General features: G+C 31.5%; 21 protein-coding genes and 3 pseudogenes. 12 read left to right on the plus strand and 12 right to left on the minus strand.

The features are described from left to right. Positions 1–31: 31 nt before the first annotated feature. The 9 genes and pseudogenes from ACU8YW_RS13250 to ACU8YW_RS13290 all read left to right on the plus strand — a co-directional run bounded on the left by ACU8YW_RS13250 (position 32) and on the right by ACU8YW_RS13290 (position 7220). Positions 32–175: a hypothetical protein gene (locus ACU8YW_RS13250; RefSeq protein WP_179952866.1), complete on the plus strand. Its 144-nt coding sequence runs from the start codon at positions 32–34 to the stop codon at positions 173–175. A gap of 284 nt (positions 176–459) precedes the next feature. Beyond that, positions 460–1668 (plus strand): L-lactate MFS transporter, encoded by a 1209-nt coding sequence (locus ACU8YW_RS13255; protein ID WP_426934288.1) that lies wholly within the window; start codon positions 460–462, stop codon positions 1666–1668. Between the two features lie 235 nt (positions 1669–1903). Continuing rightward, positions 1904–2530: a cadmium resistance transporter gene (locus ACU8YW_RS13260; protein ID WP_097908367.1), complete on the plus strand. Its 627-nt coding sequence runs from the start codon at positions 1904–1906 to the stop codon at positions 2528–2530. 179 nt (positions 2531–2709) lie between these two features. Then, positions 2710–3126 carry a GNAT family N-acetyltransferase gene (locus ACU8YW_RS13265; RefSeq protein WP_097857611.1) on the plus strand — a complete coding sequence of 139 codons (417 nt, stop codon included), beginning with the start codon at positions 2710–2712 and terminating at the stop codon, positions 3124–3126. A 217-nt stretch (positions 3127–3343) separates the two neighbouring features. Then, positions 3344–3859: pseudogene (locus ACU8YW_RS13270) on the plus strand (DinB family protein). Between the two features lie 174 nt (positions 3860–4033). Continuing rightward, positions 4034–4471, plus strand: a pseudogene (locus ACU8YW_RS13275) (NUDIX hydrolase); the annotation flags it as partial. Between the two features lie 47 nt (positions 4472–4518). Next, the gene (gene dnaN, locus ACU8YW_RS13280) at positions 4519–5649 is read left to right on the plus strand and encodes a DNA polymerase III subunit beta (RefSeq protein WP_060486798.1); all 1131 of its coding nucleotides are present in this window, start codon (positions 4519–4521) and stop codon (positions 5647–5649) included. A gap of 22 nt (positions 5650–5671) precedes the next feature. Continuing rightward, entirely contained in the window at positions 5672–6184 is a 513-nt protein-coding gene (locus ACU8YW_RS13285) for an NUDIX hydrolase (RefSeq protein ID WP_097908372.1), read from the plus strand. 97 nt (positions 6185–6281) lie between these two features. After that, on the plus strand, positions 6282–7220 hold the full coding sequence (locus ACU8YW_RS13290; RefSeq protein ID WP_060486797.1) for a hypothetical protein: 939 nt from the start codon (positions 6282–6284) through the stop codon (positions 7218–7220). A 60-nt stretch (positions 7221–7280) separates the two neighbouring features. Here ACU8YW_RS13290 and ACU8YW_RS13295 read toward each other — a convergent pair whose 3' ends face one another. Continuing rightward, positions 7281–8243 carry an MBL fold metallo-hydrolase gene (locus tag ACU8YW_RS13295; RefSeq protein ID WP_426934286.1) on the minus strand — a complete coding sequence of 321 codons (963 nt, stop codon included), beginning with the start codon at positions 8241–8243 and terminating at the stop codon, positions 7281–7283. A gap of 293 nt (positions 8244–8536) precedes the next feature. Between ACU8YW_RS13295 and ACU8YW_RS13300 the strand changes: the two are divergent. Both ACU8YW_RS13300 and ACU8YW_RS13305 read left to right on the plus strand, forming a co-directional pair. Continuing rightward, positions 8537–9532 (plus strand): annotated as a pseudogene (locus ACU8YW_RS13300) (LAGLIDADG family homing endonuclease). Positions 9533–9684: 152 nt separating this feature from the next. Continuing rightward, a complete protein-coding gene (locus tag ACU8YW_RS13305; protein WP_087984485.1) occupies positions 9685–10080 on the plus strand; it encodes a RidA family protein in 396 nt (131 codons plus the stop codon). 732 nt (positions 10081–10812) lie between these two features. Here the strand turns inward: ACU8YW_RS13305 and ACU8YW_RS13310 are convergent. The 6 genes from ACU8YW_RS13310 to ACU8YW_RS13335 form a co-directional block, all read right to left on the minus strand. Then, positions 10813–11628, minus strand: a complete 816-nt coding sequence (locus tag ACU8YW_RS13310) for a YwqG family protein (protein WP_147788192.1) — start codon at positions 11626–11628, stop codon at positions 10813–10815. 78 nt (positions 11629–11706) lie between these two features. Next, positions 11707–12114: a DnaJ family domain-containing protein gene (locus ACU8YW_RS13315; protein ID WP_097890144.1), complete on the minus strand. Its 408-nt coding sequence runs from the start codon at positions 12112–12114 to the stop codon at positions 11707–11709. Positions 12115–12130: 16 nt separating this feature from the next. Further along, on the minus strand, positions 12131–13312 hold the full coding sequence (locus ACU8YW_RS13320; protein WP_426934285.1) for an alpha/beta hydrolase: 1182 nt from the start codon (positions 13310–13312) through the stop codon (positions 12131–12133). 80 nt (positions 13313–13392) lie between these two features. Further along, a complete protein-coding gene (locus ACU8YW_RS13325; protein ID WP_088063628.1) occupies positions 13393–13758 on the minus strand; it encodes a hypothetical protein in 366 nt (121 codons plus the stop codon). A 268-nt stretch (positions 13759–14026) separates the two neighbouring features. Beyond that, positions 14027–14398 (minus strand): YxiJ-like family protein, encoded by a 372-nt coding sequence (locus ACU8YW_RS13330; protein ID WP_088063629.1) that lies wholly within the window; start codon positions 14396–14398, stop codon positions 14027–14029. Between the two features lie 12 nt (positions 14399–14410). Continuing rightward, positions 14411–15262 carry a patatin-like phospholipase family protein gene (locus ACU8YW_RS13335; protein ID WP_088063630.1) on the minus strand — a complete coding sequence of 284 codons (852 nt, stop codon included), beginning with the start codon at positions 15260–15262 and terminating at the stop codon, positions 14411–14413. 179 nt (positions 15263–15441) lie between these two features. Here ACU8YW_RS13335 and ACU8YW_RS13340 point away from each other — a divergent pair, with 179 nt between their 5' ends. Next, complete coding sequence (locus tag ACU8YW_RS13340; protein ID WP_000522465.1) at positions 15442–15819, plus strand: PH domain-containing protein; 378 nt, start codon at positions 15442–15444, stop codon at positions 15817–15819. A 121-nt stretch (positions 15820–15940) separates the two neighbouring features. Here ACU8YW_RS13340 and ACU8YW_RS13345 read toward each other — a convergent pair whose 3' ends face one another. From ACU8YW_RS13345 to ACU8YW_RS13365, 5 genes are all read right to left on the minus strand, one after another. Beyond that, positions 15941–16414 (minus strand): GNAT family N-acetyltransferase, encoded by a 474-nt coding sequence (locus ACU8YW_RS13345; RefSeq protein ID WP_088063631.1) that lies wholly within the window; start codon positions 16412–16414, stop codon positions 15941–15943. A 1-nt stretch (position 16415) separates the two neighbouring features. After that, the gene (locus ACU8YW_RS13350; protein WP_088063632.1) at positions 16416–16937 is read right to left on the minus strand and encodes a YfiT family bacillithiol transferase; all 522 of its coding nucleotides are present in this window, start codon (positions 16935–16937) and stop codon (positions 16416–16418) included. A gap of 13 nt (positions 16938–16950) precedes the next feature. Continuing rightward, positions 16951–17481, minus strand: a complete 531-nt coding sequence (locus tag ACU8YW_RS13355) for a GNAT family N-acetyltransferase (protein ID WP_087984455.1) — start codon at positions 17479–17481, stop codon at positions 16951–16953. Between the two features lie 62 nt (positions 17482–17543). Continuing rightward, positions 17544–18866, minus strand: coding sequence for an NAD(P)-binding protein (locus ACU8YW_RS13360; protein WP_088609371.1), 1323 nt, complete (start codon positions 18864–18866; stop codon positions 17544–17546). 71 nt (positions 18867–18937) lie between these two features. Then, entirely contained in the window at positions 18938–19717 is a 780-nt protein-coding gene (locus tag ACU8YW_RS13365; RefSeq protein WP_060486786.1) for an undecaprenyl-diphosphate phosphatase, read from the minus strand. Positions 19718–19842 lie beyond the last annotated feature (125 nt).

A 19842-nucleotide genomic window follows, 5' to 3' on the forward strand; every position in this document is an offset into this window, starting at 1 on the left:
TTACTCCTATAATGAAAAGGAGTGAGAGAAAGTGAAAGATAAAATGAATAAAAATCAAAAGCAAAACCTTAAAGATGTAAATACAGAACAAAATGCGATTTATAGCGATCCAAAAGATGCGGCTAATATGCAAACGGTACCGCAGCCGAAGGATTTTGATGAAATTGAATATTAATTTTTCGTTCATCCGACTATATGATGAATGAAAAATACATCTTAAGTCCCATCACATGATTGAAATCTTTTGGTATTCTATATACATAAGCATTTGAAAATGTCTTATCTTAACAAAGCTTTCTTTAAATAGATCTAATATAACCTGCAGAAAGACACTTCATTATGGAGTGTCTTTTTGTGTACATGAATTCAATTTCCATTTTTCATGCAGTATCTTGCTTCTTATGATGGTTATACTAACTGTGAAAATTCATGTCATGATAAAAGAAGGGGACAGTTAGTATGAAACAAACTTCTATAAATCTGTTACTAATTGTTCTAGGTACAATCATTGTTCAAATTGGCCTTGGGACAATTTATACATGGAGTTTATTTAATCAACCCCTTGTTAGTAAGTTTGGATGGAACCTCAATTCCGTAGCGATAACTTTCTCCATAACAAGTTTTTCATTATCATTCTCAACTTTATTTGCAGGAAAGTTGCAGCAAAAATTAGGACTTCGTAAACTCATCGCTACTGCAGGGATTGTTTTGGGACTCGGTTTAATACTTAGTTCACAAGTTTCTTCCTTACCATTACTATATTTATTAGCTGGTGTCGTTGTTGGTTATGCAGATGGAACTGCTTATATTACATCACTATCTAATTTAATTAAATGGTTTCCAAATCGAAAAGGACTTATTTCTGGCATATCTGTTTCGGCATATGGAATGGGCAGCTTAATCTTTAGATATATAAACGGTAGTCTTATCGATAGTCTTGGTGTATCACAAGCATTTTTATATTGGGGTATCATCGTTTTACTTTTAGTATTAACCGGATCGTTCTTCTTACGTGAAGCAATAGTGAGTAATACTGTAACTGAGACATTACACAATGATTATACGCCTCGTGAAATGATGCGAACGAAACAAGTATATCTTTTGTTTTTTATGCTATTCACATCGTGTATGGGCGGTCTATATTTAATCGGTATGGTAAAAGATATTGGTGTACAGCTCGTTGGACTTAGTGCAGCAACCGCCGCTAACGCCGTTGCAATGATTGCAATTTTTAATACGGTAGGTAGAATCGTTCTTGGAACGTTATCAGATAAAATTAGCCGAATGAAAATTGTCTCTGCAACGTTTATTATTATTGGATTGTCAGTCTTTACTTTAAGTTTCATTCCACTAAATTACAGTATTTATTTCGCTTGTGTAGCAAGTGTTGCCTTTTGCTTTGGTGGTAATATCACAATCTTCCCAGCAATTGTTGGAGATTTCTTCGGATTAAAAAACCATAGTACAAATTACGGGATTGTATATCAAGGTTTCGGGTTTGGTGCACTTGCAGGAGCGTTCATTGGAGCATTACTGGGTGGATTTCAACCGACCTTTATTATAATCGGTGTTTTAAGCGTTATTTCCTTCATTATTTCGATATTAATTCGTCCACCAAAAGCAGAAAACAAAAAAGAAACACGACATTTATATCGGAAAGTAGCTTAATTATAAAAAGAGTCCTTGTATAGGGCTCTTTTTATATTACAAAATAAGTGAAAATGATTTGAAAGGTAATAAAGTAATTTATTTCTTTAGCAACTAAGTAGCAGATTGGTAAAATATTCATATTGTTTTATAAAGGCATTGAAATCATGTTATAAACCTACATTAACCACCTTTGTTATTAGATATGCAATTCATTTGTACACCATTATTTTATTATAAAGGTAGTTGGCTTATATTGGTTACAACTATAATTTCTTCTTTTATCGCATTCACTTCAACAAATATTGATGACATTTTTATACTTCTTGTTTTATTTTCGCAAGTAAGGACAGGAGTAATTAAGAAAGAAGGTAGTACTGTCCGAGGGAAAACTAAAATGAAAGAACTTTATATTGTTATTGGACAATATTTTGGGTTTAGTTTAATTATTTTTCTAAGTATCATCGGTTCTTTAAGCTCTTTTTTCATTCCTGTTTCGTGGATCGGATTATTAGGATTCGTGCCAATTTATATGGGAGTGAAAGGACTATTGTCACTTCGTTCTTATAAAAGTAACGAAGTCATTGCTAACGCTTCTAGTTCAATATTTAAAGTAGCTTCAATTACATTAGCTAATGGAGCTGATAATATTTCGATTTATATACCAATGTTTGCTAGTCAAAATCTTAATGCCAATATTGTTACATTAGTAATCTTTTATTGCATGATAGCAATATGGTGTTTTATTAGCTACAAATTGATAAGAGCTCCTATTTTAGCTAAAGTACTTGAGAGAAATTGTCATATTATCGTTCCAGTCGTTCTAATTGGTTTAGGAATGTTCATTCTTATCCGCAGTAATACAATTGAATTATTGTACTAATATGTTGAAACTTAGATTAAAAAGAATCAGACGCCATAAAAAGCCGTACTACAGATAAAATGTAGTACGGCTTTTCTTTATTTTAGTGAAATGAAACAGTGCTCTACGACTATTAAGTTAGACAGGATATTACGATTATTAAATTGAATAGATACTTTAAAAGGAGTGTGCTACTTAAAATGAAAATAGTAAAACAATGGGTCCAAGAAGATAGTGATTACATAAGAGAAAAAGTAATTGAATATAACCAAAAACATATTTCGGATGAAGAGAAAAAGCCTTCAGAAAAAATTAGTTTTATAGTGAGAAATGAAAAGGAAGAAATTGTAGGCGGAATAACTGCAATTACATTTTGGCACCACGTACATGTCGATTTCCTTTGGGTTTCTGAAGAGTATAGACACGAAGGCTACGGAAGCCAATTAATAAAGCTTATTGAAGAATTTGCAATTGAACAAGAGTGTAGGCTAATCAATTTAGATACTTTTAGCTTTCAGGCACCTGCGTTTTATAAAAAGCATGGATATAAAGTGATTGGAGTAAGTGAAGATCATCCGAAAGGACATAATCATTACTATTTAGAAAAACGTTTATAAAGTGTATATTGAATTAACATTAGTATTTTGAATACAAATTTATCCTTTTGGATTATGCATTTAAAGGAGAATCTTGAGTGAATGCATATTTAGAGGCACTTCTAAAGCAAAAAAAGATCGAAGTGGAATATTAGTTACGGGAAACTAATTATTTTATAGCGAATATACCTAAAATAGGCATCTAAATATATGCATTCAGATGAAGGGGGGAAATGTTATGAATTCATTTGTAAATGATAGGTTTGATGAAACGAGAAAATATCTATTCGAGGAAATTATGATATTGGATGATGCTCAATTCAATAGTAAGCCAGACATGAATAAATGGAGTATAGCACAAGTATGTCATCACTTAGTTTAATTGGATAAAGTGGTCATAAAGGTTATTTCATCTGGCTTAAAAAAGATTGATAGTACCCTAAAAGAGCGTCGAGAAATCCGCTCTATATTACAAGATAGATCGCTAAAATTTATAGCTCCAGGAATGATTGAACCAAGTTTAGAACCATTTGAAGTGCAAAAAATAATCGATATGTTAAACGAATCGAGAAAAGAATTAATGCGTTTCCTAAGTACAATAGAAGATGAATCTATATTAACGATTAAATCAGTGATGCATCCAGCTCTTGGAGAATTACATCTTGATCAGTGGATAGAACTGATCTATTTGCATGAACAGCGTCATATAGAACAAATCAAAGAGATAAAACTACTTTGTGAAATTGGGAAGTAAAAAATCTTTGGCTATTAACAAAAAATACGGGTCTCATTTGTATACTTTTAAAATTGATCTAAAGAAACGTTAATTTGCTGTTTGTTATATAAGTTTAACCTCGTCTCAAAATAGGAAATGATAGAATGATAAATAGATAGAAAATTCCTTTTAGTAAAAACAGAGGAGGTACGTATGAAAAAAGTAAATGTTACATATGCACTTTTATACGATAATACAAACGAAAAGATCTTAATGGTAAAAAACAAAGGAAAGAACGGTTCTTATTACTCGCTACCAGGTGGCGCAGTTAAATTGGGAGAAACGTTAGAAGAGGCAGTAACTCGGGAAGTGAAAGAAGAAACCGGGCTACATATAACTGTAAACGGTATTTGTTACATTAGCGAAGCTTTTTTCGAAGAGAGAGGACACCATGCAATTTTCTTTAATTTTTTAGGTGAAATAATTGACGGGCAGGCAAATATAACAAGGCCAAAAGAAATTGAAGAGATTACTTGGATGGAATTACATGAAGCAGCACCGCATTTACGTATACCAGAACACTTACTTAATATATTACAAAGGAAAGAAACAGTGCCTTACTTTTTTAACGGGACAATCGTTCATCAATCGTTCATCAATCTTCATAACATTATCAATTCATGTAAGGCGGGGAAAAAATGGAGTTTATCGTTAATCATAAACATTTCACTCAAGCACTTTCAGAAGTAAATAAAGCTATATCTACCAAAGCTATAATCCCTATATTATCTGGCATAAAAATAACTGTAGATCAATCGGGAATTACTTTAATCGCAAGTGATTCAAATATTTTCATCGAAAAATTCATCCCTAGTTCCACTGAAGGCGACCAAATTACAACTATAGTAAAAGCAGGAACTATTGTAGTACCTGCAAAATATTTCATTGAAATTATAAAAAAAATGCCAAGCGATGTATCAATAAAAAGTACGAATGAGCAAATCATTACGATACAGTCAGAAGAAATCACATTAAACTTAAATGGACTTCCAGCATATGAGTTTCCGAATGTACCACTTATAGACGATCATGCAAAAATACAAGCAGAAACAGAACAATTGATTGAAGTATTTAAACAAACTGTCTTTGCAGTAGCTAAAAATGAATCTAGACCCGTTCTTACGGGAGTACATATCGAATTAGAACACAACAAATTAATTTGTGCTGCAACTGATTCACATAGACTTGCTATACGCGAAACGATAATTTCTACAGAGGTGAAAGCAAGTTGTATCGTACCAAGTGCAACTATTAGTGAACTGCTAAAATTAATGAATAGTAATTCAGAATTCGTATACATCTATCTTTCAGAAAGTCACATTATTTTTACATTCGGTACAACTACATTATATTCAAGATTAATTGAAGGAAAATATCCTAATATATCTAGTTTAATTCCAAATGAATTTCAAACAGTCATTAACGTAGATAGAAAAAGGATTTTACAAGGTGTAGATCGATCCAGCTTATTATCAAGTGAATGGGCAAATAACAATGTTAACTTAGAAATCATAGACGAATCCACAATTAAAATTTCTTCTAACGCTTCTCAGATTGGAAAAATATCCGAGACACAACAGATAGATGAGATTCAAGGTGAAAAACAATTAAATATATCTTTCGATGGACGATTTATGATGGATGCTTTAAAGGCGATAAAAGAAGAAACGGTTACTTTAAGTTTCAGCGGTTCTATGAGACCGATATTAATTGAAGCAGGGACACCATCTGCAGCAGTACATCTTATATCTCCAGTAAGAGCTTACTAATAACAAAGGAAGGAATCACATTATGTACAAGCACACTTTATGTTTTATAAAGAGAAATGAAGAGATACTTATGTTAAATAGAGAATATGACCCTGTAAAAGGATTATGGAACGGGGTAGGTGGAAAGATAGAAAAGGGAGAAACACCTTTAGAAAATGCGATTCGTGAAATAAAAGAAGAGACTAATATAGAAGTTACGCATGAACAAATTCAGTTTAAAGGTATTATTAAGTGGGAGGACTCATCTTACTCTGGTGGTATGTATGTTTATTTAGTAGAGCTACATAATGAATTTACATATCACACTCCAAAAAAAGTATCAGAAGGAATTTTAGATTGGAAAGAGATTTCTTGGATTCTAAGTGACTATAATTACGGCGTAGGAGAGATGATACCTAAATTTTTACCGGATTTATTCCACAATGAATTAATATTAGAGCACAATTTTGTTTTATCTAATCATAAATTAATAGATTATAGGAATGCGGAATTGATTAAGCAGGATAGTTCTATAGATAATATAGTTCAATTATAAAAAGCAGGAATTGTAATCTATAATACGCAGCACAATCATTATAACCTAAATATAAAAGCCATAGATTATTCGAAGAGTAGCTAAGGAGAAAACTTATATGAGGATGAGTGTAATGAAGAAAATAATTATTTTACTCATAGCTGTAGTTTTAATTACTTTTGCTTTTTATCAATACAACAAAAAAGATAGCGTAGCTAAAAATGATAAAGTGTATGTAGAAGACTTTAAAGGTAAAAATGATTCAAACAAAATACAATCTGCTATTAATAAAGCAGAATCAAGTACAATTAAAACAGTATTGCTTGAGGATAAGAAGTATAAAATCACGTCACCAATCGTAGTGAAAAAAGGTGTAAAATTATTATTCGGTTATGGAACACAGTTTGTTGTTGAAGGTAATTTCAGAGTTCTAGAATTAGAAAAAAACGCTTCTATTGAAGGAGCCTATATAGCTGTAAACGATCCTACATTTAATTCTGAAGTTATATATTTAGACGGCAAAAATAAGTATTATAACACTTGGCACAAAACACAAATAAAAGATATAAATATTATTAATTGGACAGAAACAAATAAAGGTACTGGAATTTCTTTGTATTCTGGTGGGAAAGAAAATGAAATTTCATTTATTAACTTTGAAAATATAAAAGTTGTAGGAATGGAAACTGGGCTGAAATTAGTAGCAAAGAAACCGCAATCTGGTTATGCTTGGATAAATGCCAACCGTTTTATAAACTTCTCACTTGAAGATTGTGTAAATATGATTTATATGGATAGTAATGTAACTACACCAAATGAAATTAGCGGTAATCAATTTACAAATCTACAATTACAGCCATCAAGTAAAACGAAAAATATATTAAGAGTAAGTGGACAACATAACGAGTTCAATGGAATGGTGTGGGATTTACAGAAAATCAATCACGAAAACGAACTTATTGAACTAACTGATAAAAGTATGAATACGGTTATTAATATTACCTCTGTACAAACAAATAGAGTTTTAGATAGCGGTAAAGCAAATATAGTGAAATAAGGTTAAATACAGAAAAAGAGCGAATTCCTTATAATAGAGATCGCTCTTTTTTATTTATAGTTAAATTTCTCTCCACCAAGTTGATGAAGGATAGTCTGTAGATTTTAACGTGATAGATTCACCAATTTGTGGCGTTGCAATATTAACTCCTAAACGCTTTGCTTCTTTTGTCACACGTTCAATAGGATCACTCCATTCATGTAATGATAATGTAAAAGCACCCCAATGAATCGGAAGAAGTAATTCTCCTTTCACGTCAATATGAGCTTGCACTGTCTCTTCTGGTAACATATGAATAGCAGACCACCTTGGATCATATTGCCCGCATTCCATTAACGTAAGATCGAATGGACCGTATTTATCACCAATATCCTTAAAGTGAGGAGCATACCCGCTATCACCACTAAAGAAAACTTTAGTCTCTTGACCAAGAATAAGCCATGAACACCATAACGAACAATCTCTATCTGTCATACTTCGTCCTGAGAAATGCCTTGCAGGTGCGCAAACTAATTTTATATTATCAAACGTAATTTCGTCCCACCAATTATGTTCACTAATTTTGCTAGGTGAAACACCCCATTTAATTAAATATTGCGCAACTCCAGTTGGAACATAAAAATGCTTCACACGATCTTTTAACTGCATAATACTCTTGTAATTCAAATGGTCATAGTGATTATGTGAAATGATAATCGCATCAATTTCTCGAAGGTCTTCACGTTCTAAAGAAAAAATACCACTATAACGTTTACTATTAAACAGAGGAAATGGGGAAGAGGCATCTCCAAACATTGGGTCTAATAACAATGTTTTACCTTCTATTTTCAAAAGAGAAGCAGAGTGCCCAAACCATGTCACACTCTCTAAAGACTCATTATTTTTATCCGATAAAACAATAGGTAAATTCTTTAAAGGACGCAGCTTTGATTTCATTTTAAAGTAATCAGTCATTAAACCGATTATATCTTTCGGTTTAAAACTTACATCAGTATGAATTTGATTCATATATTTCTTTTTCATTCGTTCTCCTTTTTACGTTTAACAATATACGTATGTTGTTATTGTAGCTATTTGTAGTTTAAACGAAATTAATTTACCTTTCATCTTAAATTCAGTACATTTCATAAATTTGTCAAATTCATTATTCTTATATATAAAAAATAAATCAGGCAGCAGATAAAACAAATATAAAGTAAATGTAAATTGTTTTAATTTGGTAAATACTTTCTTATAAACAACAAAGAACATACGTTTTGTTATATGTTGTAGAAGAAAATACGTCTCTAATTATTAAAAGGAAGGAGAGGATGTAAGTGCAAATAGAGAGAAAAAAGAAATCAAAATGTAAACTATCAAAATCTCAAATAACTCAGCTATATGCAGAAGGGAAGAGTACCTCAGAAATAGCTACGCTTGCCAATGTGTCTGCTAGATATATTCGTATAGTTTTAACAGACAATAACGTTCCAAGGCGTGCTATAGGGAGTTGGAAAAGGAAGTATGACATATCAGAAGATTATTTTAAAACATGGTCAAATAACATGGCTTATATTTTAGGATTTATAGCAGCAGATGGTGTTATACAGAAAGAAAATCAATGTGTCAGTATATCTCAAAAAGAAAGTTACATTTTAGAAGATATAAAACAAGAACTACACACCAATCAGCCACTATATCAAAATAAAAAAACAGGCGTATATATGCTAAACATTAATAGTAAAACAATAAAAGACGACCTTATGAATATACATGGAATCATGCCATGTAAATCATTAAATATCAAATTCCCATTCGTGCCTGAAGAATATTTACATCATTTTGTTCGTGGATATTTTGATGGGGATGGTTACGTCAAGTATGAAAATTATATAGTAAGCTTTGTAGGAGGATCATATAGATTTATGAATTCTTTACATCAAATTCTTCAAAATCACAATTTACGAGCCGATTTACTAAATCAAAACAAACATTATCGCGTTATTTTATCTGGAAGAAAATCAATACCACTATTTTCAAATTGGATTTATAAAGACAAAGATATTTATTTGCATAGAAAATATGAAGTATTTTAGAAAGAAAGTCTAAGTTTAGACCAATTACAAGATCGAAAACTAAAACAAACTCAAACCGCCGTTAAACAAAGAAAACAAAATTTCCTTAAAGCATACATGAAAGATAAGTGTAATGCTACAACTTGTTCAAATTTAGAAATAAGCGAATCGACTTTTAAACGTTGGTTAAAAAATGATAATCAATTTAAAACAGAGTATGAAAAGATTAGTTTGACAAGTTCCACTAGCGATAACTAAATATAAAACTCTAGAAAACCTTATTATAGGTATGAAGATAGCAATACTAAGGTTTTTAATTTGAAATCATTAAAGGATTCTTAGTTTTATTTATAGAACATAACAAATACATAGATTTTATAATTAATTTGCTAAAAAAGGAGAGGGACACCCTGCAAAAGAAATTTATCAATCCAGAAACGATGCCACCAACTTTTGGATATTCGCATGTTGTCGAAGTTAGTAACGCTAAACGAACAATTTACATATCTGGACAAGTAGCAATCAATACTGATGGTCAAATAGTTGGCGTTGGTGATTTAGCTACACAAACACGACAAGTATTCGAAAACATTAAAAGTGCATTAGAAACTTCGGAATTACAATTTAATGATGTAGTAAAATTAACGTTTTTCTTAACAGATATTTCTCAAATGGCCATTGTTAGAGATATTCGAGATCAATACATTGATACTAAGAATCCACCAGCAAGTTCGGCTGTAGAAGTTAGAAAGTTAATTAACGATAACTTATTAATTGAAATCGAAGCAATTGCTGTAGCAAACTAATTTTAAAAACTTATTCGTAATCATATCAATGCAATTCGTTTAATGCGTTCATTTAAAACGAATTGCATTTTTTATTGTCTTAAATATAATTTATATCTGGAGACATTTTTATCAACAACTTATAAAACAACAAAAAAACAAACAACTAAACAATCCATCACACAGAATGATTAAAAAGAACAAGGGGAGGCTAATCACCAGCGCTAACATTTAATAAGTTTATTATTCTAAGTTAGTTAACATAATATATATTATAGGCAGTTGTAGAAAAAAGCGATATCAGGTATCAAAAACCAAGTAAACTATACTTAATGAGACGGAGCGGAGATTTTTAGTGAGATTTACATAAAATCGTATCTAAACGAATTTCTACAGTTTTTATCATTCTTTTTGTTATAAATCCATCACAGCAAATTCAAATCAATAATCCATTAAGAATTATCGAATCAAAAACATTTTTGATCGACAAGAAATTTTTATACAGAAAAATTATTTCTATACAAAATATAAATTATTAAATACATTTTATGTTTTACTTAATAAATTTATATTGCTATTTACACACGTTTTATAACTTTAGGTTATTTGTTGTTATTTCTGTCAGTTACACTTGACTTTTATTGTACTTACCGTTCTTTATTCTAGTTAACATAACGTTTATTTTTAACATAAAAAAATCTTCCTCACCTTTAGGAAGATTTTTTAGCTTGCTAGTATTTCAGTTATATGTTTTTAATAACAATCCCAATTGTAAATAACATTGGAAAAATCTAGATTTAATAAATCGTCTTTCTTTATAAAGAAATTAGCAACACCAGAATCTCCCCACATAATATTTAATGAATCATCTGTATCAATTTGCAACAATAACATGTCATGTTGCTGGTATTTTTCTTCCCATTCCCTTGGATCTGTCTGTGTGAAAAATGGATAACCACCAATTTTATGCCCTTGATCTTTACATAAATCATCATACAGTTCGCCTAATTCAGTATTATTTTCTTCATCAACAATTTCTTCCCAATCAATTTCCTCACTAAACATCTTTTCAAATCGATAATCCCTTGATGTTACTGGTTGATAACCTAATTCAAGCTTTAATTTCGCTGCTTCAGGAATGATAAAGTTCTCTAATTCTGAAGTGTTTAAATAACTAAAATCAGTAATTACCTTATTTAAATCTTCTATAATTGTAGAATGATAAATAATTCGAAAGTCTTTTTGGATTGTTGGATGATCAAAATCTGCTCCGTAAAGTTCATCTTCAGCACTTACGAAAAACTGTAGCATACCCTTTTGAGGCATATATTCAACATGCGGCATTTCTTCAAAGTTTAGCTGCGCTAGTAACATCATAGGTTGTCCATTTGAATCTTTAGGATGCTCTTGATCTATAGGTAAATACGGATAACCACCAAATTTACTTTCAAAAAGCGTTGTCTCTGCTAATGTTCCAGACACTTTAATATAAGGTTTCACACTTTCTTCTAAAATACTACGATACTGCTCTAGTTCTTTCGGAATTTGAAGCTGATACGTATTCTTCATTACATTTGCCTCCCTTTAATAATGAATTGAAAATGCCTTACTTAATTATATAGCAAAAGATAGCTTCATTGAAAATTGTTAAAAATCCGTTTTCACCCTCGTTTTTTGTGCACTTGGTGGACAAAGTAGATTATGTTCTAAAACCTTTTTATTAATAGTTCGAATTAAATCCGCTGCTTCTGTAGTATTTGTATTTTCTTTTAGCTTTTCTTTTAAATCATCAATTTCCTTTGAAAGCTCAATCCACCTAGGTAAAACATGATTATTCTTTAACGTTCTATAAAGTTGCTTTTCAGGATTGTATGAAAGGTCTTTATCAAGATTAAGAGGTTTCCCTTTACCTGGCAAATTATCAAAAGACCCTTTCTTTTCTGCTTCTTTAACGATAGAACTAATATGATCCTCATACGTATAAGACCAAACTTTCTCATCTTTTACTAATATCTCTTGCTTTTTTAGTTTTTTATCTAGTTCTTCTTGATTCATAGACTCTCTCTCCTTTTTAATTTAGAGTGTTGTTTTTGTAAGTTTTAATGCTTTCAACCCACCAAACACCGTCATGTCCGCCTTGAAACTCTTCATAAGTAATTTGGTACCCTTTTTCTTTTAAAGCTTTATACAGGCGTCTATTAGCCGTTAAAAGAGGTTTGTTTTCAAGTTCTCCTGCTGCTATGTAAAAATGAGGTTGACTCGTATCGGAATCTATAGATGAAATTTGATTTTCAATCCAAGGAATTTGATTTTCATAACCATCCTTTTTCCAATGCACGGATCCAGACATTGACAACACGTTTCCGAAAACATGTGGATTTTGAAGTGCTGCATAAAAAGCTGCTAAGCCACCAAGACTGAAACCGGCAATTGTTGTATGTTTCGCTTCTTGATGCACACGATACTTAGCATGAATCCACGAAAGTAATTCCTCCGTTAAAAATGCATTCATTTTATCGTTATAAGTTAGCTCTTCTAGTCGATCAACAGGATCTATTGCAACAGCAATACAAGATGGGATTTCTTTTTCGTATATTAAATAATTGAGTGTTCTTGCGATTGAAAGGTTATTAATGAATGAATTCCCATCAAATGCAATGAGAAGTTCTTGAAGGTGTGAAGTGTGAGAATAGTCATGAGGCGTATAAATATGAATGTTACGTGTGTTATTTAAAATCGTACTATGAAAAGAATATGTTTCAATTTTTCCAGATGGATAATGATCTGAAGGGAAACGACTGCTATACTGCACTTCCATCCCTATACTTAACACTGATGCTTTATTAGCACCTTCTCCAAATGTATTTCCATTAAATCGGTCTAGTTCGTACTGTTCACTACGCTTTATCCAATCATTTTCGAAAAAATCGTTTACTGAAAAATAGTAAGTTGAAATAAAACTCTTATCCGTCCTAAACGTTTCATACCAAATATCTGTCTGTAACAATCGTTTTAATTGATTTACAGACAGATCCCAACCAGGAAAACTACCGAATACATAAACATTTTCAGTTTTTTGGTCCCCTAACCATATATACGTTATAAGCTTATACTGATTATTTACAGGACATTGTTCTATTAGTGGCGTATGATTTGACTTTATTTCATGCAAAAAAGTATAAAAAGCTTTCTCGTTTCCATTTTTTAATTGATTATTAAGCTCCTCTAATTTAGGACTAATTATTGAAGTCACCCATCTTCCTCCTTTGTATTTCTTTTCACTAGATTGCTTTTATAAAAATTAGGATTAGGATGATATTGTATTTAGATGAGTTATTTATTAGAAAGTTTATCAATTGCCTGAATAGAAAGTTCCAACGCTTTGATTCGTCTTGTTAAAAGAGTTCTTTGCGGACTACCTACTTTAGACTTATCATAGGCTCTCTCAATTGATGGAAGTAAACCAACAAGGACATTACGAGCTTCTGCTAACTCTTCTTGACTATACTGGTGACTTTCTTGATTCCAAACGTTTTCTAGTACTGCTAACCCTACACAAACGGCTTTAAGTCGTTTTTTCACTAATGTAGTATTTGCACCTTTTTGAGTCATCTGTAATAATGCATTTTCAAGTTTACGAATAGTCGATTGTAAAGATTTTCTTGATTCCGATTTATCTATATTTGATACGTTTTCCATTTTACTGTTGTTCCTCCTGGCTTAACTTATTTAATACTGGATATAATAAGTACTTGATTTCACTCGAAATATTTTATCATAAATAACTAACGATATTCGAGTTGGACAATCCATTAAAGGAAAACAATCGCTAAACGCCTCTCCTCCCTTACTTCATTCTATAATTACTTCTTTCTGCACATTAAAATTCCTATATAAGCAAGGTATAAATATTGTCTTTTTTATGAACAAAATACGCACAAGCAGCATAACTTGTACGTTTTAATTTTTATTCAGTAAGATAATATAGTAATAGTTTTCGCGCTTTCTCATAATTCATGAAATCTCTATACAAAACGGGATACTTCACAATTTCTGTTTCTATAGAACGATATTGCGGAAACCATTCAAAAAACGATTTCCTTAACCACTTTATTTGCTGAAACGTAATGTTCTGTTCGTTTCCATTTAGTACAGAACTTAAAGTACCTGCTGTATGCATCCAATAATGATTAAAATCAGCGTTTATACAGTCATCATCTGTAAATTTACTTTTTAAGTCTCGTTGCAATTTTCCTGTAGCACGATACGGAAACGGTTTATGCAGCAGACTATGCATTTTCTGCAATTCATTAAAAATAACCATTTTACCTAATAGCAACTTTCCACCCCTTTATTTCTCTATCCAACTTAATAATTTTTCATAATGATATTGAGCATCTGTATAGCCAAGATTATATAAATTAACTAGCTTTTCTTTATTTCTTTCTATTCCGCTTATAGGAAGTTGTGAGCTAGGCTGAATTACATAAAAATTATCTTTCTGTTCGTTGCCATTCATATAAGTTACGGTTTCATTATAATAACGATAATGTTCTACTAAATGTTCTGCGATTTTCGGATATTTACTATATAAAATTTTAGCCAGACCAGAAAATTTATTCCGCTGCTTCTCATATCCTTCTGGCTTTGTCATAATCACGACGTTCTTTTGATAACCATCAGTTTGTGCTTTTAGAACCGGTATAGGATCTATAATCCCTCCATCTAGCAATTTTAGATTATCATATTCTACAGCAGGCGCTATAAACGGTACAGAACTTGATGCGCGAATGATTTTTAAAATATCATTTCCGTGTTCTATTTTATTGTAATAAACTGCTTTTCCTGAATCACAATCAGTCGTTCCTATAACAAATTGTTCATTGGAATTTAAGAAAGTTTGAAAATCAAATGGAACAACTTTATTAGGGACTTCATCAAATAAAAAGTCCATTCCAAATAATTCACGTTTTCGAATCAAATTTCGATAAGATATATATCGGTGATCTGACACTAGCTCTGTATTTACTTTTTTATTCCTTCCTTTTTGACGTGATAAATAAGTTGCGCCCATACATGCACCAGCGGATACGCCAACTACATACGGAAAGAATAAGTTCTTTTCCATAAAATATTCGAGTACTCCTGCAGTATATAGACCTTTCATTCCTCCGCCCTCTAATACTAAACCTATATTTTTCATGCTATATCCCTCTGCTTCTTTTTTCTTACTTACATGTTAACACAAGATTTTAAGACGAGGTTATATAAACGAATTGCAATAATAACCAGAAACTACTAAAGTAATGTCATAATTTCTTAGTAAATAGCATGGTACAATATAAGTAATACATTCCACAATTAACCGAGGAGGAATTTCATATGGGTTTATTTAGCGGTATTTTAGGAAATGCATCAAATGCGAGTACAGAAAGTGTAGAACGTGATTTAGAGAAGATTATGTTAGACGATGAGAAAGTTGAACATGCTTATAAATTAATTCGTGATTTAATCGTATTTACAAATCGTCGTCTTATTTTAGTAGATAAACAAGGGATATCAGGTAAAAAAACAGAGTATCATTCTATTCCTTATAAAAGCATTACACAATTTAGCATTGAAACAGCTGGGCATTTTGATTTAGACGCTGAGCTTAAAATTTGGGTATCTAGTTTGAGTACACCAATTACGAAAGAATTTAAAGGTGACGATAGTGTTTTAAGCATTCAAAAAGCGTTAGTAACATATACGACGAAATAACGCTTTTATGTATATTTATTCAGTTCCAAAATTACTAACTCGAGTATTTTGGAAGAATATGCATCGTTTTTGTATATTTAATCTTAAGTAACAGAAAAAGGTAAAGCGTATTTCAAATGCTTTACCTTTCTTTTTTGTAATAAATGAGTGTAGTTTTATCATTTAATTTCTTTATTACTTCTGTTCTTTTATACCCCGTTTTTTCGTATAGAAAACAATTTCTTTCTTCTTCTAAAATCGTAGCAAGTTCAAAACTCCTTGCTTTTGGAAACATCTTTTCAATTAAAATAAGTACCTTTTGAGCGATTCCTTTCCCTTGATAGATTGGATGAATGAACATTGGACTGATCCAAAATTTATAAGGTAGTTCTTTTTGGGATATACATATCGCTCCAACAAGGTTCGAATCTATTATCATCTTATAAAAGTTGTTGCTTGGATTATTTATCCTTAAAATAGTTTTTTCAATAGTTTCATTTGCTGGATTTGTTTCATAGTCTTTATATTTATTTAATAAAGGGCTAAATGAGTCTATTTGCATTTGAAATAAAACTGCTGCATCATTTTCTGTTGCCTTCTCTAATCCAATCTCCATGTTACCAATTTAGTCGCTTTCTTAATGAAGTTATATGCGCTGTATGATGACGTCCATGCCATGCATATAGTCCAATTGCAGCAGCAAGTTTTGTTTCACCAGTTTCTGGATGATTAAATGTCTTTTCTAGATCTTCTAGTTCTAGAGAATATAAAAGGTTAACCCATCTTTTATGTAACGATTCTAACATTACTAGTGAAACGTCTACTGGTAATTTAGAATCAGGTAGTTCTGCCCACTTCTCTTCTTTATATGGTTTAATAGTAGGATTCTTTTCTGTTAGTGCTAATTTAAAGCGTATGTAGCTATTCATATGGCTATCAACAACGTGATGAACTACTTGACGAACCGTCCATCCACCAACTCGATATGGTGTGTCTAACTGCTTCTGATCTAAATCTTTAATTGCTTTTGCTAGTTCATTAGGTAAATCTTCAATTTCTTGAATCCATGTATCAATCATTTCTTCAGTTATAGGACGTTTGGATGTAAATTGCCCAATTGGATAACGTAAATCATTCATGTATAAGTCCCCCTTAATATAAGCGCGAAGTATTTCTCCATATATAATGTACAAAATTCACATGTTCTCCATTTAATTCTACAGATGTTGTATCTGCTTCGTTATGATAGGAAGAAAACCCGCTTTTTTCTAATACACTTTGTGATGCGAGATTATTAGTAGTTGTTTTAGCATGAATCTCATTAATTTTATTATTTTTCGCTACGTCTAAAACTAATTTTACAGCTGCTGTTGCAACCCCTTTTTTAGTAAACTTTTCTCCGACTCGATACCCTAATGAACTGCTTCGAGTTTCTGTATCAATATCTACTAAATTTATTCGTCCTACAATTTCTTTTTCTTCATTACGAATTAAATAAAAATAAGAATCTCCATCCGCTTGTTCTATTAATAAATCGTCTAGTAGCTTTCGGAAATATTCAAAATTAAAATATTGTGAGCCACGATTTGGTACCATTGTTTCAAAAAAAGATTTATTCGTAAGTTCAAACGTAAATAAATCTTTAGCATCGTGTTTCTTTAATTGTTCTATGTATATTTTCATCTCGCTCACTCCTTCTATATATACTAACTGTTATATATTCTTTTTAATCGATTATTTTCCTGCTATTTCTTTCGCTTCAGTAATACAGCAAGTAGTACTTTCGGATGAAATAGGTGCAATGGACTACGAATTAAATTCATAACTCTTACTAATCGAATATAAACATCAGAGTCAGTTGCAGATAGTTCATATATTTGTTTCGTATACCATAGCTGAAATTTTTGCTTCATCGATAATTTTCTTGTTAGCTGAGGATGACGTGATATTTCCGTTGTAGTCATTTCCCAAGGAGTTTGTATGATATTAGCGGTCTTTTTATAAAATCGCTGTGTAAATGTTTTATCAAGCTTTTGTCTCTTTTGCAAAAGTAACTGCAATTGGTGAGCTTCCATAGCTGCAACTGAAACACCTTGCCCAAAAACAGGATCAAAACGACAATGTGCATCCCCAACTACTAACAATCCTTCTGGTAAATGATTAACTAAATCAAATCGCCGACGTACTTGATAAGGAATTTTGTACGTTTTGATATTTGAAATTGCCTCAGCTTTATTTAGAAAATCTGTCACATTAGAAATTGATAGGTTTTCAGCAAAATCATAAAACTCATCATCTGTTTGTGGTGCTTTCTCATTTGCATATCCGCTGAAAGTAACAAAATAGCGATTATCCTCAATCGTTTGAATAAGAACACCATACGGATTGTCAGGGAAACTTGGAGACATTAGCATATTACAACAGTCTAATTTCTCATTTTCATTGAGTTTAAACATTCTAGTTGCGTAAAACAAATCAATGCGCACTTTCTCTTCTTGCACTTCAATATTGTATTCACGTAACCACGCTATACTTTTTGAACCGAATCCGCTTGCATCAACAACAATATCTGCTTGAATTTCTTCTTGCGTGCCCGTCTCTAAGCATTTAGCTTTTACTCCACTTACTTTGTTAAGCTTTCCATCTACTAATAAACCATCAACTAATGTTCCAAATTTAGTGGTAACATTTGAAATATCATTAATTCGTTTTTGAATATGCCATTCAAGCAAAAACCTACTTTGTTGAATCATATGTACTTTACCTATGAATTGCTGTTTCCATAAACCAAATTGATGCCATTTTATATCACGAGTAAAGTTATTTACGATACTACCTGTTTCAATTAATTCATTAGTGATAGTAGGAAACAATTCCTCAATCGCTTTTTCTCCACCTTTTAATAACACATGAGGATGATTACTTTGTGGAACTCTTTTTCTCGAAGACTTTCCATCCCATCTTTCACCAGCTTCTATAATGATTACTTCTTTAAAAGTAGATGATAATGCTTTTGCTGCGAGTTTTCCTGCGATACTTCCGCCAATAACGATAGCCTTATTAAACATATTTTCCCCCTTAATGAAAGAAGACCCTGCCTTGTATGAATGAAACAGGATCTAAACGAATAGTTACTACATTAAAACACATGAGTAAATTGTAACGTTAAAATTAAAATGCCTAATCCCCATACGTAATACGCGAATACTTTTAAGGAGTGACGTTTTAAATATTGAATCATCCATGAAACGGCTATATAACCGAAAAACGCTGCTGATAATGTGCCGACGATTAAAGATGTACTAGAAATAGATTCTGCTTTCCCTTGATAAACATCTGCTAATTGCAAAATGATAGCTCCGACAATGGCTGGCGTTGATAATAAAAAAGAAAAGTAAGCAGCAGTTTCGCGATCTAACTTTCTCCATAATGCAGCAACGATTGTCATACCAGAACGAGAAATTGCTGGGAAAATAGCAGCAGCTTGAAATGAACCGATAATAAATGCATCTTTATATGTAATGTCATCCATTTTTTTACGACCATTTTTTTGTTTATCAGCCATATATAGAAAGAAACCTGTTACTAAAAACTCCCATCCAATCGTAATGCCTGTTTTTGAAATATCCTCAAAAAAGTCTTTAAATAACAATCCGATTACAACTGCGGGTATCGTCCCGACAATAAGTAGTAGCATTAGTTTGGAAAATGGATTTTTAATTAAATATATAAATTCTTTTTTGTAATAAATAAATACTGCAAGCAAAGTTCCAATGTGCAGCATCGTATCTAAAAACAATCCTGCTTCATCTAATTGAAACAAATGCCTTCCTAAATAAAGATGACCCGTACTACTTATCGGTAAAAACTCTGTTAAACCTTGTATAATCCCTAATATAAAAGCTTCTAACCAATTCATGATGGTCCCCTTTCTCGTTTGCTTGTACCAATATATGAAGGTTAAATTTTCGATATGAAAAAAACTATATTTCTCTATGAATTTACTTTTATTTTATAGATATATATGTAAAAAGAGGTAAGGAG

It is taken from the genome of Bacillus pretiosus, assembly GCF_052947655.1.